The organism is Pseudomonas sp. AU12215 (assembly GCF_001675465.2).
Classification (GTDB): Bacteria; Pseudomonadota; Gammaproteobacteria; order Pseudomonadales; family Pseudomonadaceae; genus Pseudomonas; species Pseudomonas nitroreducens.
Window position 1 is genome coordinate 24,204 of sequence record NZ_MACM02000032.1, and the last position, 26,508, is coordinate 50,711.

At 65.8% G+C, this 26,508-nt stretch carries 31 protein-coding genes; 15 read left to right on the plus strand and 16 right to left on the minus strand.

The features are described from left to right. Window positions 1-83 precede the first annotated feature (83 nt). Window positions 84-794: an OmpA family protein gene (locus tag A9513_RS09035; protein WP_024762674.1), complete on the plus strand. Its 711-nt coding sequence runs from the start codon at window positions 84-86 to the stop codon at window positions 792-794. A 64-nt stretch (window positions 795-858) separates the two neighbouring features. Here A9513_RS09035 and A9513_RS09040 read toward each other — a convergent pair whose 3' ends face one another. The 4 genes from A9513_RS09040 to A9513_RS09055 form a co-directional block, all read right to left on the minus strand. Beyond that, entirely contained in the window at window positions 859-1,770 is a 912-nt protein-coding gene (locus tag A9513_RS09040; RefSeq protein ID WP_024762675.1) for an acyltransferase, read from the minus strand. An 81-nt stretch (window positions 1,771-1,851) separates the two neighbouring features. Next, window positions 1,852-3,978, minus strand: a complete 2,127-nt coding sequence (gene pta, locus A9513_RS09045; protein ID WP_065084513.1) for a phosphate acetyltransferase — start codon at window positions 3,976-3,978, stop codon at window positions 1,852-1,854. 61 nt (window positions 3,979-4,039) lie between these two features. Then, on the minus strand, window positions 4,040-5,230 hold the full coding sequence (locus A9513_RS09050; protein WP_024762677.1) for an acetate kinase: 1,191 nt from the start codon (window positions 5,228-5,230) through the stop codon (window positions 4,040-4,042). Window positions 5,231-5,232: 2 nt separating this feature from the next. Beyond that, window positions 5,233-5,565, minus strand: a complete 333-nt coding sequence (locus tag A9513_RS09055) for a DUF3565 domain-containing protein (protein WP_164488281.1) — start codon at window positions 5,563-5,565, stop codon at window positions 5,233-5,235. Here A9513_RS09055 and A9513_RS09060 point away from each other — a divergent pair. From A9513_RS09060 to A9513_RS09070, 3 genes are all read left to right on the plus strand, one after another. Beyond that, window positions 5,534-6,019 (plus strand): peptidylprolyl isomerase, encoded by a 486-nt coding sequence (locus A9513_RS09060; protein ID WP_037015096.1) that lies wholly within the window; start codon window positions 5,534-5,536, stop codon window positions 6,017-6,019. The genes A9513_RS09055 and A9513_RS09060 overlap by 32 nt on opposite strands. Window positions 6,020-6,239: 220 nt before the next feature. Further along, complete coding sequence (locus A9513_RS09065; RefSeq protein WP_037015094.1) at window positions 6,240-6,725, plus strand: glutathione peroxidase; 486 nt, start codon at window positions 6,240-6,242, stop codon at window positions 6,723-6,725. A 112-nt stretch (window positions 6,726-6,837) separates the two neighbouring features. After that, window positions 6,838-7,578 carry a nitroreductase family protein gene (locus tag A9513_RS09070; RefSeq protein ID WP_065084514.1) on the plus strand — a complete coding sequence of 247 codons (741 nt, stop codon included), beginning with the start codon at window positions 6,838-6,840 and terminating at the stop codon, window positions 7,576-7,578. Here A9513_RS09070 and A9513_RS09075 read toward each other — a convergent pair. Both A9513_RS09075 and A9513_RS09080 read right to left on the minus strand, forming a co-directional pair. Next, window positions 7,565-7,972, minus strand: coding sequence for a tautomerase family protein (locus A9513_RS09075; protein ID WP_037015090.1), 408 nt, complete (start codon window positions 7,970-7,972; stop codon window positions 7,565-7,567). The two genes, A9513_RS09070 and A9513_RS09075, sit on opposite strands and share 14 nt — an antisense overlap. A gap of 4 nt (window positions 7,973-7,976) precedes the next feature. After that, a complete protein-coding gene (locus A9513_RS09080; RefSeq protein WP_065084515.1) occupies window positions 7,977-8,282 on the minus strand; it encodes a carboxymuconolactone decarboxylase family protein in 306 nt (101 codons plus the stop codon). 107 nt (window positions 8,283-8,389) lie between these two features. Here A9513_RS09080 and A9513_RS09085 point away from each other — a divergent pair, with 107 nt between their 5' ends. The 4 genes from A9513_RS09085 to A9513_RS09100 all read left to right on the plus strand — a co-directional run bounded on the left by A9513_RS09085 (window position 8,390) and on the right by A9513_RS09100 (window position 12,372). Continuing rightward, window positions 8,390-9,280: a LysR substrate-binding domain-containing protein gene (locus A9513_RS09085; protein WP_065084524.1), complete on the plus strand. Its 891-nt coding sequence runs from the start codon at window positions 8,390-8,392 to the stop codon at window positions 9,278-9,280. Between the two features lie 74 nt (window positions 9,281-9,354). Next, entirely contained in the window at window positions 9,355-9,945 is a 591-nt protein-coding gene (locus A9513_RS09090; RefSeq protein WP_024762683.1) for a TetR/AcrR family transcriptional regulator, read from the plus strand. A gap of 79 nt (window positions 9,946-10,024) precedes the next feature. Next, entirely contained in the window at window positions 10,025-11,137 is a 1,113-nt protein-coding gene (locus A9513_RS09095; RefSeq protein WP_024762684.1) for an NADH:flavin oxidoreductase, read from the plus strand. Window positions 11,138-11,412: 275 nt separating this feature from the next. After that, entirely contained in the window at window positions 11,413-12,372 is a 960-nt protein-coding gene (locus A9513_RS09100; protein ID WP_065084516.1) for a DegV family protein, read from the plus strand. Between the two features lie 3 nt (window positions 12,373-12,375). Here the strand turns inward: A9513_RS09100 and A9513_RS09105 are convergent, their stop codons facing one another. From A9513_RS09105 to A9513_RS09115, 3 genes are all read right to left on the minus strand, one after another. Further along, entirely contained in the window at window positions 12,376-13,572 is a 1,197-nt protein-coding gene (locus tag A9513_RS09105) for a glycosyltransferase family 1 protein (RefSeq protein WP_065084517.1), read from the minus strand. Window positions 13,573-13,655: 83 nt separating this feature from the next. Further along, window positions 13,656-14,396, minus strand: a complete 741-nt coding sequence (gene cysZ, locus A9513_RS09110; RefSeq protein WP_024762687.1) for a sulfate transporter CysZ — start codon at window positions 14,394-14,396, stop codon at window positions 13,656-13,658. 98 nt (window positions 14,397-14,494) lie between these two features. After that, the gene (locus A9513_RS09115) at window positions 14,495-16,426 is read right to left on the minus strand and encodes a diguanylate cyclase domain-containing protein (protein ID WP_065084518.1); all 1,932 of its coding nucleotides are present in this window, start codon (window positions 16,424-16,426) and stop codon (window positions 14,495-14,497) included. A gap of 423 nt (window positions 16,427-16,849) precedes the next feature. Between A9513_RS09115 and trxB the strand changes: the two genes are divergently transcribed. Further along, on the plus strand, window positions 16,850-17,794 hold the full coding sequence (gene trxB, locus A9513_RS09120) for a thioredoxin-disulfide reductase (protein ID WP_065084519.1): 945 nt from the start codon (window positions 16,850-16,852) through the stop codon (window positions 17,792-17,794). Between the two features lie 228 nt (window positions 17,795-18,022). Here trxB and A9513_RS09125 read toward each other — a convergent pair whose 3' ends face one another. The 5 genes from A9513_RS09125 to folM all read right to left on the minus strand — a co-directional run bounded on the left by A9513_RS09125 (window position 18,023) and on the right by folM (window position 20,504). Further along, window positions 18,023-18,361, minus strand: a complete 339-nt coding sequence (locus tag A9513_RS09125) for a HopJ type III effector protein (RefSeq protein WP_024762690.1) — start codon at window positions 18,359-18,361, stop codon at window positions 18,023-18,025. A 12-nt stretch (window positions 18,362-18,373) separates the two neighbouring features. Continuing rightward, on the minus strand, window positions 18,374-18,673 hold the full coding sequence (locus tag A9513_RS09130) for a DUF1244 domain-containing protein (protein ID WP_169889002.1): 300 nt from the start codon (window positions 18,671-18,673) through the stop codon (window positions 18,374-18,376). A 139-nt stretch (window positions 18,674-18,812) separates the two neighbouring features. Further along, entirely contained in the window at window positions 18,813-19,184 is a 372-nt protein-coding gene (folX, locus tag A9513_RS09135; RefSeq protein WP_017519088.1) for a dihydroneopterin triphosphate 2'-epimerase, read from the minus strand. Between the two features lies 1 nt (window position 19,185). Beyond that, window positions 19,186-19,746, minus strand: a complete 561-nt coding sequence (gene folE, locus A9513_RS09140) for a GTP cyclohydrolase I FolE (RefSeq protein ID WP_065084520.1) — start codon at window positions 19,744-19,746, stop codon at window positions 19,186-19,188. A gap of 32 nt (window positions 19,747-19,778) precedes the next feature. Beyond that, window positions 19,779-20,504 carry a dihydromonapterin reductase gene (gene folM / locus A9513_RS09145; RefSeq protein WP_037015074.1) on the minus strand — a complete coding sequence of 242 codons (726 nt, stop codon included), beginning with the start codon at window positions 20,502-20,504 and terminating at the stop codon, window positions 19,779-19,781. Window positions 20,505-20,648: 144 nt separating this feature from the next. Here folM and A9513_RS09150 point away from each other — a divergent pair, with 144 nt between their 5' ends. Beyond that, window positions 20,649-21,104: a flavodoxin gene (locus A9513_RS09150; RefSeq protein ID WP_065084521.1), complete on the plus strand. Its 456-nt coding sequence runs from the start codon at window positions 20,649-20,651 to the stop codon at window positions 21,102-21,104. Continuing rightward, window positions 21,104-21,574 carry a cupin domain-containing protein gene (locus A9513_RS09155; protein WP_038803572.1) on the plus strand — a complete coding sequence of 157 codons (471 nt, stop codon included), beginning with the start codon at window positions 21,104-21,106 and terminating at the stop codon, window positions 21,572-21,574. Before A9513_RS09150 ends, A9513_RS09155 begins: the two co-directional genes overlap by 1 nt. 10 nt (window positions 21,575-21,584) lie before the next feature. Here the strand turns inward: A9513_RS09155 and A9513_RS09160 are convergent, their stop codons facing one another. Continuing rightward, window positions 21,585-22,469 (minus strand): LysR family transcriptional regulator, encoded by an 885-nt coding sequence (locus A9513_RS09160; protein ID WP_065084522.1) that lies wholly within the window; start codon window positions 22,467-22,469, stop codon window positions 21,585-21,587. Window positions 22,470-22,582: 113 nt separating this feature from the next. On the opposite strand from A9513_RS09160, the gene A9513_RS09165 reads away from it, so the two are divergent. Then, the gene (locus A9513_RS09165; RefSeq protein WP_024762696.1) at window positions 22,583-22,960 is read left to right on the plus strand and encodes a CidA/LrgA family protein; all 378 of its coding nucleotides are present in this window, start codon (window positions 22,583-22,585) and stop codon (window positions 22,958-22,960) included. Continuing rightward, window positions 22,947-23,633 carry an LrgB family protein gene (locus A9513_RS09170; RefSeq protein ID WP_064979867.1) on the plus strand — a complete coding sequence of 229 codons (687 nt, stop codon included), beginning with the start codon at window positions 22,947-22,949 and terminating at the stop codon, window positions 23,631-23,633. Before A9513_RS09165 ends, A9513_RS09170 begins: the two co-directional genes overlap by 14 nt. A gap of 3 nt (window positions 23,634-23,636) precedes the next feature. On the opposite strand, the gene A9513_RS09175 is transcribed toward A9513_RS09170, so the two are convergent. Next, complete coding sequence (locus tag A9513_RS09175) at window positions 23,637-24,350, minus strand: WbqC family protein (protein ID WP_024762698.1); 714 nt, start codon at window positions 24,348-24,350, stop codon at window positions 23,637-23,639. 422 nt (window positions 24,351-24,772) lie between these two features. Between A9513_RS09175 and A9513_RS09180 the strand changes: the two genes are divergently transcribed. Both A9513_RS09180 and A9513_RS09185 read left to right on the plus strand, forming a co-directional pair. Next, a complete protein-coding gene (locus A9513_RS09180; RefSeq protein WP_024762699.1) occupies window positions 24,773-25,555 on the plus strand; it encodes a class II aldolase/adducin family protein in 783 nt (260 codons plus the stop codon). Next, window positions 25,555-26,460 carry an alpha/beta fold hydrolase gene (locus A9513_RS09185; RefSeq protein WP_024762700.1) on the plus strand — a complete coding sequence of 302 codons (906 nt, stop codon included), beginning with the start codon at window positions 25,555-25,557 and terminating at the stop codon, window positions 26,458-26,460. Before A9513_RS09180 ends, A9513_RS09185 begins: the two co-directional genes overlap by 1 nt. The last annotated feature ends 48 nt before the right edge of the window (window positions 26,461-26,508 follow it).

Below are 26,508 nucleotides of genomic sequence, written 5' to 3' on the forward strand. Positions count from 1 at the left end.
TTGCTACGGAATTATTTGCACGACCTAAGCTCTAAACTGCCGCCCGCTACTGGGTGTTTCGCTAATTCGAGGAGTCATCCGACATGTTCACCGCACGTAGTCTGTCCATGGTCGCGGCTGCCACCGCCTTTGCCCTCATGGCCGGTTGCGCCTCCCAGAACCCCTATGATCCCAACACCCAGGTTCCGGCCGAAGGCGGAGTGAGCAAGACCGCCAAGTACGGTGGGCTGGGTGCTCTGGCCGGTGCCATCGCCGGTGCCGCCATCGACCACAACAACCGTGGCAAAGGCGCGCTGATCGGCGCCGCCGCCGTGGGCGCCGCGGCGGCGGGCTACGGCTACTACGCCGACAAGCAGGAAGCCAAGCTGCGCCAGCAGATGCAGGGCACCGGCGTGCAGGTCGAGCGTCAGGGTGACGACATCAAGCTGATCATGCCGGGCAACATCACCTTCGCCACCGACTCGGCGAATATCGCGCCGTCCTTCTATACCCCGCTGAACAACCTGGCCAACTCCTTCAAGGAGTTCAACCAGAACAGCATCGAGATCGTCGGCTATACCGACAGCACCGGCAGCCGCCAGCACAACATGGACCTGTCCCAGCGCCGTGCGCAGTCGGTTGCGACCTACCTGACCTCCCAGGGCGTCGACGGCACCCGCGTCAGCACCCGTGGCATGGGCCCGGACCAACCGATTGCGTCCAACGCCGACGCCAATGGCCGCGCCCAGAACCGCCGCGTGGAAGTGAACCTGAAGGCCCTGCCGGGGGCGCAGACCCAGCAGTACCAGCAGTAAGCAGCGCCCATGAAAAAGCCCGCCGATTGGCGGGCTTTTTCGTTGTAGCGTGACCGACGCTGGGTCAAGCCTTGGCGGCCGGGAACTCCCGGTGCAACTGGGCCAGTAACTGGTCCTTGCGCTCCCACAGCTGGTTCACCCACAGCTGGAACTCGGCGCGATAGCCTTCGTCCTGATCGTAGCTCCTGCCGACGAACTGGCGGGGAATTTCCATCTCTTCGAAACGCACCACCACCGAGCGCAGGCGGCCGGACAGCAGACACCAGAAGGTCGGGCGGCCGTCGGGATAATGAATGGTGACATTCACCAGGGTGCGCAGCTGTTCGCCCATGGCGTCGAGGACGAAGGCGATGCCGCCGGCCTTGGGCTTGAGCAGGTGCCTGAACGGAGAGGCCTGCTCGTCATGCTTTTCCGGGGTGAAGCGGGTGCCTTCGAGGAAGTTGAAGATCGCCACGGGAATGCGGCTGAACTTGGCGCACGCCTTGCGGGTGGTTTCCAGGTCCTTGCCTTTCTTTTCCGGGTGCTTGGCGAGGTACGCCTTGGTGTAGCGCTTCATGAACGGGAAGTCGAGCGCCCACCAGCACAGGCCGATCACCGGAACCCAGATCAGCTCCTGCTTGAGGAAGAAGCGCAGCAGTGGAATGCGGCGGTTGAGCTGGTACTGCAGCACGAGGATATCGACCCAGCTCTGGTGGTTGCTGGTCACCAGATACGAGTGGTCGTACTCCAGCCCCTGCAGGCCCTGCACGTTCCAGCCGGTACGGCGGACCAGGTTCATCCAGCCTTTGTTGCAGGCGATCCAGCCTTCGGCGATCAGGCTCATGATCTTGCTGCACACCTGCTGCGCGGCGGCGAAGGGCAGCAGCAGCTTGACGATGGACATGGAGAGCAGCGGAATGCACCAGCACAGTGTGCTCACCACTAGGATCAGGGTGGCGAGAATGCCGCGCAGTGTGTGCGGGAGAAAACTCAACATCGAGGAATGGTCCTTGTACGTAGGCGCCCGGTTGGCCGGGCGCGTGATGCGTTCACGGGCACATCCCTAGTGCCTGGATTATCAGCCGTCCTTGCCGCTGTCCGCCTGGATCGCCGTCAGCGCGATGGTATAGACGATGTCGTCCACCAGCGCCCCGCGTGACAGGTCGTTCACCGGTTTGCGCAGGCCCTGCAGCATCGGCCCGATACTGACGCAGTCGGCGCTGCGCTGGACCGCCTTGTAGGTGGTGTTCCCGGTGTTCAGGTCGGGGAACACGAACACGTTGGCGCGTCCGGCCACCGGGCTGTCAGGCGCCTTCTGGCGGCCCACGCTGGCGATGGCGGCGGCATCATACTGCAAGGGACCGTCGATCAACAGATCGGGGCGTTTTTCCTGCGCGATGCGTGTCGCTTCGCGGACTTTATCGACATCTGCGCCGGTTCCGGAGTCACCCGTGGAGTAGCTGATCATCGCCACGCGCGGGGTGATGCCGAAGGATTGCGCCGAGGCGGCACTCTGCAGGGCGATCTCCGCCAGGTCACTGGCCGAAGGATCGGGATTCACCGCGCAGTCGCCATAGACCACCACCTGGTCGGGCAGCAGCATGAAGAACACCGAGGACACCAGGTTGTAGCCCGGCGCCGTCTTGATCAGCTGCAGGGCGGGGCGGATGGTGTTGGCGGTGGTGTGGATGGCGCCGGAGACCAGCCCGTCCACTTCGTCCAGAGCGAGCATCATGGTGCCCAGCACGACGTTGTCTTCCAGTTGCTGCTCGGCCATCGGCGCGTTCAGGCTCTTGCCCTTGCGCAGTTCGACCATGGGTTCGACGTAGCGGCTGCGGACCAGGTCCGGGTCGACCACTTCCAGGTCCTCGGGCAGCACGATGCCCAGCATCTGCGCCACGGCCTGCACATCGTCGGGCTTGGCCAGCAGCACGCAGCGCGCAATGCCGCGGGCATGGCAGATGGCGGCGGCCTGCACGGTACGCGGCTCGCTGCCTTCGGGCAGGACGATGCGCTTGCCGGCGCGGTTGGCGCGCTGGGTCAGTTGGTAGCGGAATACCGGTGGTGACAGACGCAGCTCGTGGGGAGCGCCGCAGCGGTCCTTCAGCCACTCGAAATCGATGTGTTCGGCGACGAATTCGGTGACGCGCTCGGCGCGCTCGCGATCGTCCACCGGAATTTCCTTGTTCATCCGCGACAGGTCGCCGGCGGTGTCGAACGAGCCGGTCTTCACCGTCAGCACCGGCAGGCCGCTCTGCAACGCACTGCGGCACAGCTCCATGACCCGCGCGTCCGGCGCCAGGCCCGAGCACAGCAGCAGGCCGGCCAGGGGCACGCCGTTCATGGCGGCGAGGCAGGCGGCGAGGATGATGTCGTCGCGATCGCCCGGCACCACCACCAGCACGCCGGGCTTGAGCAGGTGCACGGTATTCGGCGCGGAGGGTGCGCAGAGGATGATCTTCTGCACGCGGCGTTGTTCGTAGTCGCCGGCGTTGAGCACGCTGGCGTCCAGCAAGTCGGCGACGTCGCGGGTGCGCGGGGCGTTCATCTCGTCCTGCCAGGGGATGCAGCCGAGCAGGCGCACATCGCCGTCGCGCAGCAGCGGGGAGTGTTCCTTCAGGCGCTCGCCGAACAGCCGCGCGGCTTCCACGGCGTCGCGCGGCATGTCGTCGCTTTGCCCGCCGCGCACCTTGTTCACGATCAGGCCGGCCAGGTGCGGGTCGCGTGGGCCGCCGAACAACTGGGCGAGGATCTCGATGCGGTCGGACAGTTCGCTGACCGTTTCGTTGTCCGGCGCGGAGACGAGGATCACTTCGGCATCCACGCTGCGCGCCAGGTGCGCGTTGATGCGTGCGGCGTAGCTGGCGTGCTTGGTCGGCACCATGCCTTCGACGATCATCACGTCCTTGTCCGCAGCGGCGTTGTTGTACATGCCGACGATGTCTTCGAGCAGTTCGTCGAGCAGGCCGTCGCCGAGCATGCGCTCGACTTTTGCCAGCGACAGCGGCGTTGGGGCGTTGAGTCCGTGGGTGCGCGCGACCAGTTCGCTGGAGCGCTCGGGGCCATCGTCCCCTGCATGGGGCTGGGCGATGGGCTTGAAGAAGCCGACCTTCAGACCGGCGCGTTGCAGGGCGCGGATCAGGCCCAGGCTGGTGGACGTCAGGCCGACACCGAAACCGGTCGGCGCGAGAAAGAAGGTGTGCATCCGGGCTCCTTAAGCCGTGCGGGAATGGTCTGTGCCCTTGTGGGGCGCAACCGATGAATCTTCAGTCGAGGACAGCCAGGGTGTCGAGTGCGATCTGCTTTTCCTCATTGGTCGGGATGACCAGCACGCGCGGGTGCCCGGCGAGGTGGATCGGCCCGCCGACGCCGCGCACGCAGCGGGCGTTGGCCTCGCCGTCGAGTTCGAGGTTGAGCACGTGCAGGTGCTTGACCGTGAGGTTGCGCACCAGCGCGGAGTTCTCGCCGATGCCGCCGGTGAAGATGATGCCGTCCAGCCGCGGCAGCGCACAGGTCAGCGAGGCCAGCGACTTGGCCAATCGGTAACAGAATACTTCGATGGCCAGTGCCGCATTGGCGTGGCCCTGCTCGCGAGCATGCTCCAGGGTGCGCATGTCGTTGGACAGCCCCGACAGGCCGAGCAGGCCGCTGTCGTGGTTGAGCATGTGGTCGATCTTTTCCAGGCTCCAGCCCAGGGTGCGCGCCAGGTGGCTGTGCAGGTTCGGGTCGACGTCGCCCGAGCGGGTCCCCATCATCAGGCCTTCCAGCGGGGTCAGGCCCATGCTGGTGTCGCGGCTCTGGCCGTTGGCGATGGCGCAGGTGGAGCTGCCGTTGCCCAGGTGCGCGGACAGCCAGTAGCTGTCGCCCACCGCCAGCCCGCTCATCTCGGCCGCCTTGTGGCTGACGTAGCGGTGGCTGGTGCCGTGGAAGCCGTAGCGGCGTACGTGCTGCTCGCGGTACAGCGGCTCGGGAATGGCGTAGCGGTAGGCGCGCTCGGGCAGGCTCTGGTGGAAGGCGGTATCGAACACGGCGATGTGCGGCAGGGCCGGGTAGAGCGCCATGGCGGCGTCGATGCCCACCAGGTTGGCCGGGTTGTGCAGCGGCGCCAGGGGCGAGGTCTCGCGGATGGCGCTGAGCACTTCATCGGTCAGGCGCGAGGCCTGGGTGAAGCGCTCGCCGCCGTGTACCACGCGGTGGCCGATGGCGTGCAACTCGCCCTGCGCAGCCTGGGCCACCAGCGGCAGCAGGCGGGCGAGGGCGGCCTTGTGGTCGCCACCGGGCAGCTCCAGGGTCTGCGGCTGCTCGTCGGTCTCGCCCTGCCAGCGCAGGCTGGCGCCGTTGGAGCCGAGGCGCTCGGCCAGGCCGTGGAGGATGAAGTCTTCGCGCCCTTCTCGAACCAGAGCGAACTTGATCGAAGAACTGCCGCAGTTGATCACCAGGATATTGCGAGCCGGCATGCCTACTCCTTGTTGCTGTCGGAATCCTTGGCGCACCAGCCGCAGGGGAACCAGCGGCCGATCTGCGCCTTGCGTTGCTGCGGATCCAGCACCCAGGGCCGTGACTGCCAGGGCGGCTGGTGGCGCAGGTGCTGGGTGTGGCCGCAGGACAAGACTGCCACCCAGTGGCCGTCTTCGTCCTGATGAAAGTCAAGCAGGCGAGGCGGCCCCGCGTTGTCCCGTCCGTCCGTCTTCGGGTCGCATTCGGGGGCGTCGCCGCGTAAACTTACGCGCTCAACTTCTATATCAGATAGGTTTCGAACCATGCAGATCGCGGCCAACAAGGCGGTTTCCATCGACTATACCCTGACCAACGACGCAGGTGAGGTCATCGACAGCTCCGCCGGCGGCGCTCCGCTGGTCTACCTGCACGGTGCCCACAACATCATTGGCGGCCTGGAAAAAGCCCTCGAAGGCAAGCAGGTCGGTGATGAACTGGACGTGACCGTCGAGCCGGCCGAGGCCTATGGCGAGTACAGCGCCGAACTGGTCGCCACCCTGACCCGCGAGATGTTCGAAGGCGTGGACGAGCTGGAAGTCGGCATGCAGTTCCACGCCTCCGCTCCGGACGGCGGCATGCAGATCGTCACCATCCGCGACATCGACGGCGATGACGTGACTGTCGACGGCAACCACCCGCTGGCCGGCCAGCGCCTGAACTTCAAGGTGAAAGTGGTCGACATCCGTGACGCTTCGGCTGAAGAAGTCGCCCACGGCCACGTCCACGGCGAAGGTGGTCATCACCACTGATCGCTGCCACCCGGTCGCTCATCGAGATCGGGTGGAGCCATCATTGAGCTGCTAAGCTCAATCGGGAAAGGCGCCTTCGGGCGCCTTTCTCATGCAATCGGCTTCAACTGCAAAGAATGCCAGGGCATTTTTCCCGCATCGACTGGGATTGCGCAGCACGTCGGACACATTGTCCGCCCCTGCGCGGGCACTTCGTGCCTACTTCTTCAAGGAGCAAGCAATGAGCGCTTTTCACGATCTGACGCTGCATGGTCTCGACGGCCAGGATCTGCCGCTGGCCCCGCTCAAGGGCAAGGTCGTGCTGGTGGTCAACGTCGCCTCGAAGTGCGGCCTGACTCCGCAGTACGCCGGTCTGGAGAAGCTCTACCAGCAATACAAGGATCAGGGGTTCGTGGTACTGGGGCTGCCTTGCAACCAGTTCGCCGGGCAGGAGCCGGGCAGCGAATCCGAGATCCAGTCGTTCTGCTCGCTGAACTATGGGGTCAGCTTCCCCATGTCGGGCAAGCTGGACGTCAACGGCTCGGAACGCCATCCGCTGTACCGCCTGCTGGCGGGCGAGGGCGCCGAGTTCCCCGGCGACATTACCTGGAACTTCGAGAAGTTCCTGCTCGGTCCGGACGGCCGCGTGCTGGCGCGCTTCAGCCCGCGCACCGCACCGGATGATCCGGCGCTGGTCCAGGCTATCGAGAAGGCGCTGGGCGCCTGACCGCTGCCGGCGGGAGAGGGCGCTTGCGCCATTCCCGCTGGCATTTCTTCCTTTACGTTGTTTCGCGCAGCGTGCGGCGGCTTAATCGGGCGACCTGCTTCCGGAGCCCGCCATGAGCCGTTTCGCCGCCGAGTCCGCCTGCTTGCCTGCCACGCCTGATGCCCTGCGCGCCTTGATCGAGCAGCGTCGTTCGGTTCGTCGCTTCCTCGACGAGCCTGTGCCCGATACCGTGCTGCGCGATTGCCTGGAGCTGGCGGTGCTCGCTCCCAATGCCTGCAACCTGCAGCCCTGGAGTTTCCAGGTGATCCGCGATGCCCAGCTGCGGCGCCAACTGGTGCCGGTCTGCCTGGGGCAGAACGCAGCGCGCACGGCGCCGGTGCTGATCGCGGTGCTGGCGCGGCCGGATACCTGGCGCGAGTCCTGCGCCGACATCCTCGAGCAATGGCCCGAACCGCAGGTGCCGGAGAAGGTCCGGCGCTTCTATGAGCGCACCGCGCCTTTCCAGTACGACCAGGGCGCATTGGGCTTGCGCGGGCTGTTCAAGCGCGCGCTGTATTCGGTCGTCGGGTTGCGCCGTGCCCTGATGCGGCAGCCCAACAGCCACGCCGAAATGCGCCTGTGGGCGGTGAAATCCACCGCGCTGGCGGCGCAGAACCTGATGCTCGCCCTGCAGAGCCACGGCTTCGCCAGTTGCCCCATGGAGGGCTTCGATGAAGTGCGGTTACGCAAGGTGCTGCAGATTCCCCGCCGCGCGGTGCCGATCATGCTGCTGGCGGCAGGGCGGGCTGCGGACAACGGCGTCTACAACCCGCGCCTGCGCTTCCCGCTGGAGCAGCGCGTCAGCTGGCACTGACCGCATCGGGGCGCGTCAGCACGCCCATGCGCCCGCCGCCGAAGGACCAGTCGTCCGCCTCGCTGGTGGTGATCTGCACCATCACGTCCTCGCTGGCGATTCCCAGTCGCTCGCCCAACAGCGCGTTCAATCGCCGGTAGAACGCCTGTTTGGTCTGCGAGTCGCGCGGCCGGCCGATGGTGATGGCGATGAGGACGAAGTCGTCGCTGCGCGGGCCGCCGAGGTAGTCGCGGTTGTAGACGAACTCCTCCGCTTCATGCTGGTGGATCATCACGAACTGGTCACCTTCCGGGACGTTGAAAGCCTCGTGCATGGCGTCGTACACGGTGTCGGCCAGCTGGCGCAGGTACTGCGGTTGCTTGCCTTTGCGCAGGGAGATGCGGACGGTGGGCATGATGTCACTCCTCGTCGAGACGGTTGAGAGCGGAAGCGGCCGTCGGCCAGCCGCCGTAGAAGGCCAGGTGGGTGATCAGCTCGACCAGCTCCTCGCGGGTCAGGCCGTTGTCGCGGGCCAGTTCGAAATGGAACGGCAGTTGTTCCTGCTGGCCTTGCACCACCAGGGCGGCGACGGTTGCCAGGCTGCGCTCGCGCGGACTCAGCTGTGGGCGTTGCCAGACATCCCCGAACAGCACCTGCTCGGTGATTTGCGCCAGCTTCGGTGCCTGCTGTTGCAGGGCAGGGGAGACCTGGGGTGGACGAGACATGCTGCCGTTCCTCTTCTGTGGCTTGACGGAATCAGGCTAGCGCGGCAAGTTTGTTCTGAAAATCAGGAAATATTTGACTGATAGTTCGATTAATCAGAATGGTTGCCATGGCTCGCATCAACTTCGATCTGGACGTGCTGCGCACCTTCGTCACCGGCATCGAACTGGGCAGCTTCGCCCGTGCGGCGGACCGCCTGGGGCGCTCCACGTCTGCCGTCAGCGCGCAGCTGAAGAAGCTGGAAGAGCAGGCCGGCACCCCGGTGTTGCGCCGCGAAGGACGCGGCATGGCACTGACCGAGGCGGGGGAGACGCTGTTGGCCTACGCCCGCCGCCTGCTGGAGTTGAACGACGAAGCCGCCGGCGCGTTGCGCGGTGGTTCGCTGGAAGGCCGGGTGCGCCTCGGCCTGCAGGAGGACTTCGGCGAAACCCTGTTGCCCGCCGTGCTCGCGCGCTTCGCCCGTGCTCACCCCAAGGTGCGCATCGAGGTGCGTACCTCGCGCAATCAACAACTCATCGAAGGGGTGCGCAGCGGCGAACTGGACCTGGCGCTGGCGTGGGAAACCGGTGAGCGCACGCCCTACATGGAACGCCTGGGGGCAGTGGCACAGTGCTGGATCGGTGCACCGGATGCGCCCTTGTTTCCCTCTGCCCAAGCGCTGCCGCTGGTCATGCTGGAGGCGCCCTGCCTGCTGCGCAGCGCGGCAACGACGGCCCTGGACAGGGCCGGCGTGCCTTGGCGCGTGGCCTTCACCAGTGTCGGGCTGTCCGGCATCTGGGCCGCCGTCGGCGCGGGGTTGGGGATCGGCCTGCGTACTCCCATCGGCTTGCCGGTCGGCGTCGAGCGGCTGGATGCCGGGCGCGCCGGGCTGCCGACCATGGAGCCGCTGGGCCTGTGCCTGCATTGCAGTGAAGCCGAACCTGAAGCCGTGGTGGAGCGCCTGCGTGAGTTGCTGAAGGAAGGCGTGGCGGAGCTGCTGGAAAGCCCGGCGCTTTGCTGATCCGCTTCTGAAGGAAAATCACTGCGATCAATGATGCTGGCAAAAGCGAGACGACCGGTCATATTCTTGCCGCCATGAACAGCATCCGACTCGACAAGCGTGACCTGATCCTCGCCAAGGGCTCCCTGGCGATGACCCGCAGCGGCTACCACGGCACCGGCGTGCAGGACATCGTCCAGGCCGCCGGCATCCCCAAGGGCTCTTTCTATCACTACTTCGACAGCAAGGAAGACTTCGCCCTGCAGGCCCTGGAGCACCTGTATGCACCACGCCTGGCACGCTACGCCGAGGCGCTGGGCAACCCGGCCCTGGGGCCGCGTGCGCGCATCCTCACCTATTACCGCGAACTGCTGGCGCATTTTGCCCGCCAGGAGAAGCTCGAGTACCACTGCTTCATCGGCAGCCTGAGCTTCGAGATGGCTGAGCTGTCGCCGCCCATTGCCGAGCGCGTCGACGGCATCCTCCAGCAGTCCATCGACACCCTGCGCGACTGCCTGGCCGACGCCCAGCGCGCCGGGGAATTGCCCGCCTCGGAGAACGTCGAGCAACTGGCCGAGTTCATCGGCAATGCCTGGCAGGGTGTGCTGGCGCGCATGAAAGTCAGCGCTTCGCTCAAGCCGGTGGAACGCTTTATCGAGCGCCTGGAGCACTTGCTGCAGGCCTGATCTGCCTGAGTCATCACTCATTTTTTCAGCCCCACTCAAAAACGAGACGACCGGTCGCCTGGCCGTCATGGAGACTTCAATGACTGCATCCGTAGATACCCTGTTCTCGCCCTTCCGCCTGGGCGGTCTGGAACTGCCCACGCGCATCGTGATGGCGCCGATGACCCGCAATTTCAGCCCCGGCGGCGTGCCTCACGCGCAGGTCGTCGAGTACTACCGCCGTCGCGCTGCTGCCGGCGTTGGCCTGATCGTCACTGAGGGCACCACGGTCAACCACAAGGCTGCCAACGGCTATCCGAACGTGCCGCGCTTCCATGGTGAAGACGCCCTGGCTGGTTGGAAGCAGGTGGTCGACGCCGTGCACGCCGAAGGCGGCAAGATCGTCCCGCAGCTGTGGCACGTCGGTGCCGTGCGCCGCCTGGGTACCGAGCCGGACGCCAGCGTTCCGGGCTATGGCCCCAGCGGCAAGGAAAAGGACGGCACTGTGCTGGTCCATGAGATGACCAAGGAAGACATCCAGGAAGTCATCGCCGCCTTTGCCCAGGCCGCTCGCGACGCCAAGGCCATCGGCATGGACGGGGTGGAAATCCACGGCGCCCACGGCTACCTGATCGACCAGTTCTTCTGGGACGGCAGCAACAAGCGCACTGACGAATACGGCGGCAGCCTGGCCAACCGTTCGCGCTTCGCCATCGAGCTGATCCAGGCCGTGCGCGCGGCCGTCGGCCCCGACTACCCGATCATCTTCCGCTTCTCCCAGTGGAAGCAGCAGGACTACAGCGCCCGTCTGGTGCAGACCGCCGAGGAGCTGGAAGCCTTCCTCAAGCCGCTGGCGGAGGCCGGCGTGGACATCTTCCACTGCTCCACCCGCCGCTTCTGGATTCCGGAATTCGAAGGCTCCGACCTCAACCTCGCCGGCTGGACCCGCCAGCTCACCGGCAAGCCGACCATCACCGTCGGTAACGTCGGCCTGGACGGCAGCGAGTTCCTGGCCTTCTTCGGCAACACCGAGGAAATCGCCCAGCCGTCGGGCATCGACGGCTTGCTTGAGCGTCTGAACAAGGAGGAGTTCGACCTGGTCGCCGTCGGTCGTGCTCTGCTGGTCGACCCGGACTGGGCAGTGAAGGTCCGCGACGGTCGTCTTGCCGATATCAAACCGTTCAGCCGTGACGCGTTGATGTCGCTGGCCTGATTCGCCCGCGCCTGATGCAGGAAAGCCCCTGGCACCGTTGGTGCCAGGGGCTTTCTCGTTTCTCTAGGAACGAGGGCGTCCCCCTCGCTCCTACCAGTGATGCCTTGTTTATGGTGGGTTATTGATTGTCTGAATGGTCTGAAAGCACCGTCCCAGGCGTTTACAAATCTTTTCCGAGACCCACCTTTCCGCATGCTGACTTCCCAGTCCGAAACGGGCAGAGTATGAACGCGTTCACACAACAATAGGCCGGGAGACGGCCATAGGAGTAAGTCATGCGGATCGGCTTGGTAGTCGATGCAACCTGCGACCTTCCCCCCGAATTCCTTGCTGCCCATAACATTCGCGTCCTCCCCATCGGTATCCGTGTGGGCGAGCGTCGCATCGTCGATGATCGCGATCCCGACACCACCCTGAAGTTCTATTCCCAGGACCTGCCCAAGGTCGGCCCCGAGGACGGCAGCGAGCCGCTGACGCCGGCGCAGACCCACGACTGGTTTCTGGAAAAGCTGGTCACCGATTTCGACTATGTGATTTGCCTGACCGTCAGCAGCCAGCGCAGCCCGATCTTCGACAACGCCACCCAGGCCTCCTTCAGCCTCCTGCAGAGTTATAAGGAGCGCCGCGCCGCCGCCGGTATCGCCGGGCCCTTCGCGCTGCGGGTGATCGATAGCCAGACCGTGTTCGCCGGCCTGGCCGTGCTGGCCGCCGAAGGCGTGCGCCTGCTCGGCGAAGATCAGCACCCCAACGCCGTGCGCACCCGCCTGGAGCAGCTCAGCCAGCAGATGAACACCTTCCTGGTCGCCAGCGACCTGGGGCACATCCGCCGCCGTGGCTTCCAGAAGGGCGACCGCAGCAGCATCGGCGACCGCCTGCGTGGCGCCTTCCTCGGCCTGGGTTCGATGCTCGACATGAAGCCGGTGCTGAGCCTGGTGCAGGGCGAGGACAAGCCCGTCTCGGTTTCGCCCAACTACGAGAAATCCGCCGAGCGCCTGCTCAATTTCGCCCGCTCGCGGGTCGAGGCGGGCGACTTGCTGGCGCCGCAGATGAGCCTGAGTTATGCCGGCGATCCTTCCGCGCTGCGCGACCTGCCGGGCTTCGCCGCGCTGGAAACGGCCTGCCAGGCCAAGGGCGTGCAGGTGCACCTGGCGATGCTCAGCCCCACCGGCGGCATCAACCTCGGCGCCGGCGCCATGAGCCTGTCCTTCGCCGCCGAGCCCAAGCCCTTCGCCTGATCGCTACTTGTGGGTTTCAGGGTGACCCAGGCCGCCGGAGTTCTTCCCCGGCAGGCCCGCGCGGCAGGCTTCCTGCAGATAGCCCGCGAAGCGCTCGACCACCGTGTCCCACGCCTGGTGGATGGCGTGGTGACGAGCGTTGAGGCGCACCCGGCGCAAACGCTCCGGGTCCGCCAGCAGCCAGCTCGCTGCTTCGAAGAAGCTCTGGCTCTCGCCCGGAACACCGAGTACGCCGTTGTGCCCGTGGCGGATGTGCTGGCCGGCGGCCGCCTGGTCGAAGGCCACCACCGCCAGCCCTGAGGCCAGCGCCTCCAGCACCACATTGCCAAAGGTTTCCGACAGGCTGGGGAACAGGAACAGGTCGCCGCTGGCATAGTGTCGGGCCAGTTCCTCTCCACGCTGCAGGCCGCAGAACAGCGCTTCGGGCAGTTCCCTCTGCAGGTGCGCGCGCTGCGGGCCGTCACCGACTATCACCAGGCGCAGTTTCAGTTGCGGGTGGTCGGCGCACAGGGCGCGGAAGCTGCTGCCCAGCAACGACAGGTTTTTCTCCGCTGCCAGCCGGCCGACATGCAGCACGGCGATATCCCGTTCGCCCAGGCCCCATTCGCGACGCAGCGCTTCGTCCCGGCGGGCCGGGTTGAACAGTTGGCTGTCGACGCCGCGCGAGAGCTGCGCCAGGCGCTCGAAGCCGCGCCGCTGCAGCTCCATGGACTGGCTGGCGCTGGGCACCAGGGTCTGCTGGGTGCGGTTGTGGAACCAGCGCAGGTACAGGGTCACCAGGCGCATCAGCGGGCCAAAGCCGTAGTGCGCGCTGTACTGCTGGAAATTGGTGTGGAAACCGCTGATCACCGGGATTTGCAGGCGCCGGGCGGCGCGCAGGGCGGCGAGGCCGAGGGGGCCTTCGGTGGCGATGTAGAGCACATCCGGGCGGGTGCGTTTCCAGTGGCGCAGCAGCTTGTGCAGGCACGACTGGCCCCATTGCAGGCCAGGGTAGCCGGGCAGCGGCCAACCACGGGTCAGCACCAGCTCGCCATCGCTGTGTCGGCCTTCGTCGCTCTGCTGGCGCGGGCGGACGACCTGGATCTGGTGTCCGAGATGCAACAGCCCTGAGGCCAGCCGGCCGAGGGTGTTGGCCACGCCGTTGATTTCCGGCGGAAAGGTTTCGCTGATCAGCGCGATGCGCAGGGGAATCGTGGTCATGCTCGCAGTGTCCCGGCGCGCGGTGGCGCGCCGATGACAGTGCGATGATCGATAGGTGACAGCCGCTCAGGCGCGGCGGCGGGTTACTTCACCAGCGCCTTTTCACCACCCTCGCGCACCCAGAACAGCACGGCGCCGGCCACGGCGGCGGGCATGGCGACCAGGTTGACCAGCGGGATCAGCAGCGCGAGGTAGGTGATGCCACCGAAGCCCATGCAGGCCCAGCGCTTGCTGCGCAGCCAGGCGAGCATCTCGTTCCAGCCCAGCTTGTGGTTGTCCGCCGGGTAGTCGATGTACTGCACCGCCATCATCCACACGCCGAAGATCAGCCACAGCGGTGCGGCGATCAGGTTCAGGCCGGGGATCAGGCTGAGGATGAACAGCGCGATGGCGCGTGGCAGGAAATAGCCGAGCTTGCGCAGCTCGCGGCCGATAGTTCGCGGCACCATGGCCATCAGCTCGCCCCAGCTGAATTCGGGAAAGTCGTCGGTGCCGCGCACCACGACTTCGACCTTCTCCGCCAGGAAGCCGTTGAAGGGCGCGGCGATGATGTTGGCGATCATGGTGAAGGTGAAGAACACGATCAGCAGGACCAGCGCGACGAACAGCGGCCAGAGGATGAACTGCAGGAAGCTCAGCCAGTCCGGCAGGGTCGGCATCAGCCAGTCGACCCAGTGGCTGAACTGGTTGATGGCGAAGCCGATCAGGCCGACGAACAGCAGGATGTTGATGCTCAGGGGCAGCAGGACGAACAGCCGCAGGCCGGGGCGCATCATCAGTTTCAGGCCTTCGCCGAGGTATTGCGGGCCGCTCAGGGTGGACATCGGACTCTCCAGGGTTGAACCGTAGGCGACCTTAGCAGACCCGGCGAAGGCCCGGCGAGCCGTCTGTTTTGCCGGGTATGTGCATCGCAGCCGCGCGTTCAGGCGACCGTGTAGCGATAACAGCGGTTGCGTTCCTGCTTGGCCTGGTACATGGCGATGTCGGCGGCGCGGGTCAGGGCGTCGGCATCGGCGGCGTCCTGCGGGCAGAAGGCGATGCCGATGCTGGGGGTGACGAAGTCGATGACCTGGCCGCCCAGGCGGTACTCGGCGCCGAGTACGCCCAGCAGGCGCATGCCCAGGGCTTCGGCCTGATCCGGCTGGGCATTTTCCAGCAGCACGGCGAATTCGTCGCCGCCCAGGCGGAAGGCCTGGTCCGGCTGGCGCAGGCTGCCGCGCATGCGCTCGCCGACGGTGCTGAGCAGCGCATCGCCGATGGCATGGCCGAAGCGGTCATTGACCTGCTTGAAGCGGTCCAGGTCGATGTACAGCAGGGCCACCCGATTGCTGTGCACGATGGCGCGCTGCAATTGCTCGTTGAAGGCTTTGCGGTTGCCCAGTGCGGTCAGCGTGTCTCGGTACGCGAGGTTGATCAGCTGTTTCTGGTAGGCCACCTGCTCGCTGATGTCGCGCAGGATGCCGCGGAAGCCCTGGAATCCACCCTGGCCATCACGGATCGCCGAGAGCCGCGTTTCGCAGCTCACCAGCCGACCATCGCGGCGCTTGAACGGGGCGGAGAAGGTGGTTTCCTGCTCGTCGTCGCGGACCTTGTCGTACAGGCTCTGGGCACGGTGATAGTCCTCCTCCTGCAGGAGGATGCCGAAGTGCTGGCCGTTGAGCTGGTCGGCGGCGTAGTCGAGCATCCGGCACAGTGCTGGGTTGACGGTGCGGATGATGCCCCGGGTGTCCATCTCGAAGTAGCCATCGCGGATGGCATCGAGGATGGCCCGATCGCACGCTTCGCTCTGCGCCAGGCGATCGAGGGTACGGTTCATCTCGTTGGCCAACTGGCCCAGTTCGTCCGTCCCCTGTGGGCTCAGGCGCAGGGCGGTGCGGTCCTGCCCGATGACCGCTACTTCGCGGTTCATCCTGCTGACCCGGCGGATGATCCGCAGCTCCAGGGCCACGTAGGCGAGCAGGATGGCGCCGCCGAGCAGGGCCAGGGTCAGGTAGAGGAACAGGCTGACCGACTGCCGGCCTTGCTGGTACAGCGGCCGCGGGCTGGTCAGTTCCAGGCGCAGTTGCGGCCGGCCGTGGGAGTCGAGATAGAGCAGGGACATCTGCTGACTGTTCCCGTCCAGCAGATGCCGCGAGCTGAGCAGGGTGGCACCGCGCCCGGTGGGGATGTTCAGGGTGCGCCAATCCTTGTTCTGCACCGGATCCTGGGCCAGGCGCAGGCTTGCGCCCATCTGGGTCTGCAGGTTGTACATGCGCGCGCTGTCGAGCAGTACGCCAGCGATGACCACACCGGCCGGCTCGGCGGTACCCGCGGTATTGCTGATGGGATAGCTGAGCAGCATCTGGGGGACGCCTTCGATTTGCAGCAATTGGTCCAGGCTGTGGCGCGGGTCGCCATCGATATCCAGCGCGCCCAGTTCCAGCGCGGTGCGCAGGATGCCGTCGCGCAGCCGGGTGGTGCCGGGCACTGGCTGGCCGGGGAAGCGCCGGGCCAGTTCGTCGAGCTTCCATTGCTGGGCGAGGATGTGCCCGTTGCGGTCGACGAACAGGACATAGTCGAAGCCGAGGATGCCCAGCAGGTCCTGGTCCAGGTTGTCCTCGACGAAGCGCGCCTGCGGCAGGCGCATGAACTGGTAGCTGGCGTCCCACCAGGCATAGCTATGGACGATGTCGAGGTTGCGCTGCTTCTCGTAGGCGATGCGGTTGTGGACGATGCGTACCTCGTCGGCCAGGCGCTGGCGGTCCCCGCGGTCGAAGCGGTCGAGCAGGATCATGTCCGACAGCAGCCAGACCCCTGCGAGGCTCGCGACGAACAGGGGCAGGCACAGCCAAAGCAGGCGGGCGCGAAGGTTCATGGTGGTCCGGGTGACCTCTGGTTTGCTTGAGTCTAGACACAGGTGCAGTGGCTGCCCGCTACATAGGGGCAGCCTATGGGGGGCATTGAGATTGGGCATTTCAGCAGGACGCTGCGGCGGCGGTAAGCTGCGCACCATCTGGTATCGAACGAGTTCGAGGGTCGATCCGACACTCCCTGACTTATCTCAAGGAGCGCAGGGCGACCGCGGAAATCCCTGACTTATCTCAAGGGTTTTCCGGAGTTCTGCGGGACAATGCGATCCGTGACTCAGGTCACACCGCATTGTCCTCAGTCTCCGGGCCGTGCGGTCCGCGCAAGAAACCTTTCAGTGGAGCTGCCGCCCTCCCAACCTTCCCCCTGGTGCTTTGGCAGCTCCCTTTTCTTTTGCATCCCGCTCTTCACCCGAGCACTGGAGGCTGTCATGTCCGATCGTCACGCGCGCGTCATCATTCTGGGTTCGGGGCCTGCGGGTTACAGCGCTGCGGTCTACGCCGCCCGCGCCAACCTCAAGCCGCTGCTGATCACCGGCATGCAGGCCGGCGGCCAACTGACCACCACCACCGAAGTCGACAACTGGCCGGGCGACCCCCATGGCCTGACCGGCCCGGTGCTGATGCAGCGCATGCAGGAACACGCCGAGCGCTTCGAGACCGAGATCGTCTTCGACCATATCCATGGCGTCGACCTGGCCGGCAAGCCCTTCGTGCTCAAGGGCGACAGCGGCACCTACACCGCGGATGCCCTGATCATCGCCACCGGCGCCAGTGCGCGTTATCTCGGCCTGCCGTCGGAAGAGGCGTTCATGGGCAAGGGTGTGTCCGCCTGCGCCACCTGCGACGGCTTCTTCTACCGCAACCGCGAAGTGGCGGTGGTGGGCGGCGGCAATACCGCCGTGGAAGAGGCGCTGTACCTGGCCAATATCGCCAGCAAGGTGACCCTGGTGCACCGCCGCGACAGCTTCCGTTCCGAGAAGATCCTGCAGGACAAGCTGCGTGCCCGCGTCGCCGAGGGCAAGATCGAACTGCGCCTGAATGCTCAGGTGGAAGAAGTGCTGGGCGATGCCATGGGCGTCACCGGCGTGCGCCTGCGCCATAACGATGGCGAGGCTTCGGAACTGAAGGTGGACGGCCTGTTCGTCGCCATCGGCCACACGCCGAACACCTCGTTGTTCGAAGGTCAGCTTGAGTTGAAGGACGGCTACCTGGTGGTCAACGGCGGCCGCGAAGGCAACGCCACGGCGACCAGCATCGCCGGCGTGTTCGCCGCCGGCGACGTGGCCGACCATGTCTACCGCCAGGCGATCACGTCCGCTGGCGCCGGCTGCATGGCCGCGCTGGACGTCGAGCGCTACCTGGATTCCCTGTAACGGCCCGAAGAGCCGGCGTGCAGGAAGAGGCCCCGCTTTGCGGGGCCTTTTTCTGCCTGGCTAGGGGGCGCTTTTCGCGCAGCGTGCTTGATCGCGGACCGCTTGGCGCGATGCTTTGCAGCTTCGTGAGCAAGCTCACTCCCACAACCGGGTTTCGCGCCGTTGGGCATTTGGATCGCCCAAGAAAAAGCCCCGCATCGGCGGGGCTTTTGCATCGAGCGAGTAGCCTCAGCCGCGGCGCGACAGCGGCTGGCGCTCGAAGTTGACGCCGGCCAGTCCAGTCACCTGGAGGGCGCGGATATTGGCGTGATCGGTGCCTTCGGGGTGCTCGCGCACGGCGCGGTAGTGCTCGCCGAACGCCAGCAGGCTCTCTTCCTGGCTCAGGCCTTCGAGAATGGCGAAGCCCAGGGTCTTGCAGGAGCCCTCGTTCTGCCCGGCGGGGTTCTCCACGCTGCCGTTGGTGAAGGCGCTGGGGCTGTAGCTGTAGTGCTCGGCGATATACGCCAGGGTGTCGGTGAACAGGTGCTGCTCGCTGCGCAGGCGCACGCGAAAATCGGTGAGGGTCATCAAGGCAAACTCTTAGTGTTTCTTCGCGTTGTCGAAGGCCGTCTGCTGGGCAGGGGTCGCTTCCGTCTGGTACTTGGCCTTCCATTCGGCGTAAGGCATGCCGTAGATCTCTTCGCGGGCCTGATCCGGGCTGACAGGCAGGCCCATATCGTCCGCCGCGGCCTTGTACCACTTGGACAGGCAGTTGCGGCAGAACCCGGCAAGATTCATCAGATCGATGTTCTGCACATCCTTGCGGGTACGCAGGTGCTGCACCAGGGTGCGGAACGCGGCGGCTTCCAGTTCGGTGCGCTGCTCGTCGGTCAGGGTCATCGGCTCGGTCATGGCAGGTCTCTCAACAAGGGCGCATCGGAGGCGCATGGCGGGGCTGGCGAGATTCTAAGAGGCGGGCGATCTGCCAGCAACGCCCGTTGGCCGACTGGCACGGGCGTGCAGGGATGGAACAAAGGTGTCAGCGCTGGGCGGCGAGGGCGATCGACACCGATTCGGCGAAGCGCAGGGCGTGGGGCTTGTCCACTTCCACCTCGGCATAGCGTACCGCCGGGTTGGCCATGACCAGGTCGAGCAGCTCCTGGGTCAGGCGCTCCAGCAGGGCGAAGCGGTTTTCCTCGACGTGGGCGATGATCGCCTTGGTGATGGTGCGGTAGTTCAGCGCGTGGTCGATGTCGTTGACCTGCACCGCGTCGCCGGCCGGATAGAGGATGGTGAGGTTGATCAGCACATCCTGCTTGTTGAGGATTTCCTCTTCCTTGATGCCGATGTAGGTGCGTACGCGCAGGTCCTTGACCCGGATCCGCGCCATGCCCGGCTGCAGTTGCGTCATTTCACTTGCTCCGTCCGATCAGTTGCAGGAATTCCTGGCGGGTGTTGGTCGATTCGCGGAAGGCGCCGAGCATCACCGAGGTGTTCATCACCGAGTTCTGTTTCTCCACCCCGCGCATCATCATGCACATGTGCTGCGCCTCGATCACCACCGCCACGCCAGCGGCGCTGGTGACCTGCTGGACGGCCTCGGCGATCTGCCGGGTCAGGCTTTCCTGGATCTGCAGGCGACGCGCGAACATGTCGACGATGCGCGCCACTTTCGACAGGCCCAGCACCTTGCCGGTGGGAATGTACGCCACATGGGCCTTGCCGATGAAGGGCAGCAGGTGATGTTCGCACAGCGAGTAGAGCTCGATGTCCTTGACGATGACCATTTCGTCATTGTCCGAGGCGAACAGCGCGCCGTTGACGATCTCGTCCAGCGTCTGTGCGTAGCCGTGGCAGAGGTACTGCATGGCCTTTGCAGCGCGCTTGGGGGTGTCCAGCAGGCCCTCGCGGGTCGGGTCTTCGCCGAGCCCCTTGAGAATCTCACGGTAGTGGTGAGACAGGTCTTCAATCATGGTGGGAGTTCCTCGCGCCCGCACCGGGCGGGTCATTTGAGGTGCCGGCCGCCGTTGACGGTCAGGGTGGTGCCGGTCACGTAGGGGCTGTCGAGCAGGTAGCGCACGCTCTGGTAGATCACATCCGGGCCGGGCTCGATGCCCATGGCGGATTTCGCCAGGGTGCGGGCGCGGTACTCGGCGTCGTCGCCGGGATTGAACATGATCAGTGCCGGCGCGATGCCGTTGACCTTGATGCGCGGTGCGAGGCTGGCGGCGAAGGACAGGGTGAGGTTGTCCAGGCCGGCCTTGCTGGCGCAGTAGGCGATGCGGTTGGCGCTGCCCTTGCGGGCGACGTCGTCGCTGAGGTGAATGATGTCGGCCGGGGCGCCGCGCCCGGCGGCGTCGCGTTCGAGCAGGTCGGCGCAGCGCAGGTTGATCAGGTAGGGCGCGAGCATGTGCACGCGGAACAGCGACTCGAAGGCCTGCGCCTCTTCGCCGGGCTGCTCGGCGATCCACGCCGAGGCGTTGTGGATGATCGCACGCAGCCGGTCGGTGCGGGATTTCAGCTCGTCGATGAAGGCCTGGATGCCGGCCTCGTCGGCCAGTTCGGCGTGCAGGCAGGTGGCGCCCAGTTCGCGCAGCTCGGCGATGCCGGGTTTTTCCTGGCGATAGGTCGCGATGACCGGCTGGCCGTCTTGCAGCAGGCGTTTCGCGCAATGCAGGCCGATGCGCTGGCTGGCGCCGGTGATCAGGATGGGGGCTGGGGTCTGGCCCATGCGCGCCTCGCGAAAATCCACAGGGGAAGCGCCGCGATGGACAATGTCCGAGCGGCCGGGTAGGGCAAAACTATACCAGCCCCGGCGCGGTGCGGCACGGATGGGGCATAATGGGCGGCCTTGTCTTGCCTTGTGGGAGTGAACATGAAAGTCGCCATCCTGTCCGGATCGGTCTACGGCACCGCCGAAGAAGTCGCCCGTCACGCCAAGCGCCTGCTCGAGGCCGCCGGCTTCGAGGCCTGGTTCGACCCGCGCGCCACCCTGGATGCGGTGCTCGATTTTTCTCCCGAAGCCTTCCTGGTGGTGACTTCCACCACTGGCATGGGCGATCTGCCGGACAGCTTCCAGCCCCTGTTCCATGCCATCCGTGATCGCCTGCCCGCGCAATGGCGCGGTTGCCCCGGCGGCGTGCTGGCGCTGGGCGATTCCAGCTATGGCGACACCTACTGCGGTGGTGGGGAGCAGGTGCGTGAACTGTTCGCCGAGCTGGGCGTACGGGAAGTGGTGCCGATGCTGCGCCTGGACGGCAGCGAGACGGTGGACCAGGAGACCGACTCCGAGCCATGGCTGGGCGAATTCATCGCTGCGCTGAAGGCCTGATGCATCCCCGCGCCCGCCAGCTGATCGACACACTGCAACTCGCCCCGCACCCCGAGGGCGGCTTCTACCGACGTGTGTTCGAGTCGCGGCTGAAGGGCGCCGATGGCCGGCCGCAATCGTCGGCCATCCTGTTCCTCCTGCCGGCGGGAACCGTCAGCCGCTGGCACCGCGTGGATGCCGACGAGCTCTGGCACTTCCACGAAGGCTCGCCGCTGGAGTTGCTGATCGCCGACGCTCCGGAGTCTGTCGTGCGCATCGAAACCCTCGGCCCGGTGGGCGAGGGCAGCCTGCCGCAACGCGCCGTGCCCGCCCATGCCTGGCAGGCGGCGCGCTGCCTGGGAGACTACGTGCTGGTGGGGTGTACCGTGTCGCCGGCATTCGAGTTCGCCGGGTTCCAGTTGCTTGCCGATGATGAGCAGGCGCTACGGGATTGGCCGAAGCTGGCCGGCGAGTTTCCCGAGCTGCTCTGAACCCGCTTCACTAAGGATGCAACGGCATCTCGATCATCAACGCCAACCAGGCCTTCGCCGCATTCGACAGGTAGGCGTCGCGCCGCCAGATGAAGCTGATGTCCCAGCGCAGGTCCGGTTGGCTCAGCAGTACGCGCACCAGGCCCGGCCGCTCCAGGTCCTTCGCTACCACGCGGGGCAGCAGTACCGCGCCCTGGCCGGCAGCGCCCAGCGCGCCGAGGAAGTCCGCCTGGCCGCTGCGCCCGCCTTCCTTGGGCTCGAAGCCGGCTTCGCGGCAGGCGCGCAGCAGGCGGTCGTTGAGGGTGAAGCTCTGCTGGTAGAGCAGGAAGGGCGTGTCGGACAGTTCCACCAGTTCCAGGCTTTCCCGCGATGCCAGCGGATGATCGGCCGGCAACAGAACGTCCAGCGGCTCGTTGCAGAATGGCTGCCAGTCGAAGCCGGGCTCGTCCGGCGTGAGGCCGCCGCCCAGTTCCAGTTCGCCGCTGCGGACCATTTCCTCCATGGTCTTGCTGCCGCCCTCGATCAGGTGCACGTCGATGTTCGGGTAGCGCCGCCGGTACTCGGCGAAGCGCCCGGCAAACAGCGCGTCGGCGCCCAGCAGCGGTAACCCAAGGCGCAGTTCGCCGCGGTGCAGGTGGGTGAGGTCGTCCAGTTCGGTATGCAGCTCGCGGCGCAGACGCAACATGTCCTCGGCGCGGCGCAGTACCACTTCGCCGGCGGCCGTCAGACGGATGTGCGGGCCGCTGCGCTCCAGCAGTTGTACGCGCAGGCTCTGCTCCAGCTGCGCGACCTGCTTGCTCACCGCCGACTGGCTGGCGTTCAGGTGCACCGCCGCCTGGGTGAAACTGCCGTGGCGCACCACTTCGGCGAAGGTGCGCAGCTGCTTGAATTCCATTCTGGAATGGCTCCGATTCGATCTATTCGCTTTGGGGATGATAAGCGCGGGAGTAGGCTTTGCGCCATTCCCAACCGATTTATTCACCCACTCAACGCATCGAGATCGCCGCCATGTTTCGCCGCGCCGCCCGCCTGATTTTCGAACTCGCCGTCCTGGTCGCCTTCTGGTGGATCGGCGGCTGGGTTGCCACGCTCACCGGGCTGCCGCTGCCCGGCGGGGTGATCGGCCTGGCGCTGCTGCTGGTGCTGTTCGCCTGCGGGGCGATCCGCCCGGCGCTGTTGCAGGGTGGCGCTGGCCTGTTGCTGGCGGAGATGCTGCTGTTCTTCATCCCCGCCCTGATGAGCCTGCTGGACTACGGCCCGCTGCTGCGCAGCGAAGGCTGGAAGATTCTGCTGGTGATCACCGCCAGTACCGTGATGGTGATGCTCTCCACCGCCCTGGCGGTGGAATGGATGTGCAACAGGAGTTCGCGCCATGAGCCTCGATAAGCAAGCGCTGTTCTGGTTGGCCGTGACCCTGGGCGGCTATCTGCTCAGCCGTACCCTCTACCGCCGTTTCCAGCAGTACTGGTTGTCGCCCATCGTCTTCGTGCCGGTGCTGCTGTTCGCCCTGGCGATCCCGATGCAGGCCCGCTACGCCGACTACGCCCGCGACACCAGCTGGCTGGTGGCGCTGCTCGGCCCGGCCACCGTGGCGTTCGCCATTCCGATCTGGCAGCAGCGCGCCTTGCTTGCGCGCCACTGGCCGGCGCTGCTGACCGGCATGCTGGCCGGCTCGACCATGGCCATCGGCAGTTCCTGGGCCCTGGCCCACGCGCTGGCGCTGGATGGCCAGGTAACGCTGTCGCTGATTCCGCGCTCGATCACCACGCCCTTTGCCATGGAGATGTCCCACGACCTGGGCGGCGTGCCGGCGCTCACGGCAGCTTTCGTGATGATCACCGGGGTATTTGGCGCATTGATCGGCGGCGTGCTGATGAAAATGCTGCACCTGCGCTCCGCCCTGGCCCGTGGCGCGCTGCTGGGCGTTGGCGCCCACGGCGCGGGTACCAGTCGGGCCTATGAGTTCGGCGGTGAGGAAGGTTCGGCGGCGGGGCTGCTGATGGTGCTGACCGGGCTGTTCAACCTGCTGATGGCCCCGGTCCTGGCCTGGTGCCTGTAAGGCTCAGCTGAGCTCGTAGGCATCGAGCATGCGCGAGGTGTCGGCGGGGGAGTTGAACATCATCACATCGATGATCGACAGGCCGGCCTCGAAGGTCGGCCGCTTCTGCTCGTAGGGCACCAGCTTGGGCTCCTGGAAGCGCAGCGTCAGCCCGGCAGCGTCGTACTTGCGGCGGTCGAAGAAGCTCTGGCCGCCTGGCGGGTTCCAGTATTCCTCCACGCTGCCCAGTGCCTTGCAGATGTTCAGCGCCCATTCGTCCGGCGCTTTCGGGCGCTCCATCGGCAGGTCCATGCGCGAAAGCACCGGCATCTGCCGGGGGAAGCCCAGATAGGCGCAGGTTGCCTCCAGGGTGGTCTTGTTCAGCGAGACGATGTCCTCGAACGGATGGTCCAGGGAGGCGGCGATCATCTCCCGCACATCGCGGTAGTAAGGGGCCACCTTGCGGTACACGTCCAACTGCGAGAACAGGCTGCGCCGCCAGTCCTGGCTGTTGTCCAGGCGCACGTCCTTGATCAGTGTCTCGCGGTGGTGCTTGATCCGCGGCACGCGGATGTACAGCCAGCCGTCCTGCTGCTTGAGGATGCGGTTGCGCTCGATCCAGCCGTGATGGATGTACTGCACGGTATCGAACAGGACGAACAGGTCGGTGTGCTTGATCAGGCTGAAGTAGCCCAGGTAAGGAAAGAAGTAGGGCTGCATGATGGCGGTTCGTTTCACGTCGGCTGCCTCGTTGGCCGAACTGGAGTCTCCTCCCGACTCCCAGGTACTGCTGCGGAATGGTGCCAAAGATATTGCGAAATGTTTCCAGGTGGACCGAAAGCGCCGGATCAGGCGTCGGGGGCAGGGCGGCAAACGAGCACGCTTCCGCCAGCCCGGACCTGCGATCTGGCTGCCGCACTGTCTGGATAGCGCCTTTGGAAGGAGTTGCCGGCGCGCCGGGTCCCGCTGGCGCCGCTCAGTGCAACTTCGCCCACTATAGGTGGTGAGACTCGCCGCGCAAGGCGGCTCATCGGTCCGCGCTTATGGGGGAACATTCGCCAGACAGTGACAGAGGCAACTGTCAGTTCCGTGACAGTCGCTTCGCCGCGCTGCTGACTAGACTGCGCCATCGAACAACAACAACGAAGAGGCTACCGACCATGCACGCCGCTCATCCGCTGCCCACCGTGAACGTCAAGGACCAGGTCTCCGCCGCCGAATGGCAGACCCGCGTGGACCTCGCCGCCTGCTACCGCCTGATCGCCCTGCAGGGCTGGGACGACCTGATCTTCACCCATATCTCGGCCAAGGTCCCCGGCACCGAGGACTTCCTGATCAACCCCTACGGCATGATGTTCCACGAGATCACCGCGTCGAGCCTGGTGAAGGTGGATGCCTCGGGCAAGAAGCTGATGGACAGCCCCTACGACATCAACCCGGCCGGCTACACCATCCACAGCGCCATCCATGATGTACGCCACGACGTCGCCTGCGTGCTGCACACCCACACTGCCGCCGGCATCGCCGTTTCCGCGCAGAAGCAGGGCCTGCTGCCGATTTCCCAGCAGTCGCTGTTCGTCCTTTCCAGCCTGGCCTACCACGGCTACGAAGGCGTGGCGCTGAACCATGACGAGAAGGCGCGGCTGCAGGCCGACCTGGGCGAAGCCAACTTCATGATCCTGCCCAACCATGGCCTGCTGACCTGCTCCGCGACCATCGCCGACACCTTCCTGATGATGTTCACCCTGCAGCGCGCCTGCGAGATCCAGGTGCTGGCCCAGGGCGGTGGCGCCGAGTTGATCATGATTCCGCAGCAGATCCTCGATGGCGCCCGCGCCATGGCCGCAGCCGTTACCAAGAGCAAGCAGGGCATGGGCGGCGCGCTGGCCTGGCCGGCACTGCTGCGCAAGCTCGACCTGCAGAACCCCGGCTACCGCGACTGATGGCGCTGGCCGGCATCACCCTGCGCGACTGGCGCGCGCAGGGCTGCGACTTCACCTTCCGTGGCCACCCGATCAGGTACTGGAGCGCCGGCAGCGGCGCTCCGCTGCTGTTGATCCACGGATTTCCCACGGCATCCTGGGACTGGCATTTTCTCTGGCAGCCACTGGCCGAGCGCTACCGGGTTATCGCCTGCGACATGCTCGGCTTCGGCGACTCCGCCAAACCCACGGGGCACGACTACCGCATCCTCGAACAGGCCGACCTGCAGCAGGCGCTGCTGGAGCACCTGGGTGTGCAGGAACCGGTGCACCTGCTGGTGCACGACTACGGCAACAGCGTCGGCCAGGAGCTGCTGGCGCGGCACGAAGAGGGAGCTTTCAAGCTGGCTTCGCTGGCCTTCCTCAATGGCGGGCTGTTTCCGGAGACTCATCGCGCCGTGCTGTCGCAGAAACTCCTGCTCAGCCCGCTGGGTGGTTTCTTCGGCAAACTCTTCGATCGCCGGCGACTGGCGCAGAACTTCGCCAAGGTGTTCGGCCCTGGTACGCAACCGTCCGAAGCGGAACTGGATACCTTCTGGGAACTGATCCGCCACAACGACGGGCCGAAAGTCATGCACCGGCTCATCCACTACATCCTCGACCGTCGCGAGCACCGTGAGCGTTGGGTCGGGGCGATGCAGCGCACCGACGTGCCGCTGCGGCTGATCGACGGACCGGAGGACCCGATCTCCGGCGCGCACATGGTGGTGCGCTATCGCGAACTGATACCGCATCCCGATACGGTGGAGTTGCCCGGTATCGGCCATTACCCGCAGGTCGAGGCGCCGGAGCAGGTACTGCAGCATTATCTGGCCTTTCGACAGGAGCGTGCCGAGCAGGTACGGACTGATCCGCCCGTAGATTAGGAACTGGCTGATAGGCACACTCTGAGTGGCAGCGGTAGASWTCGGAAG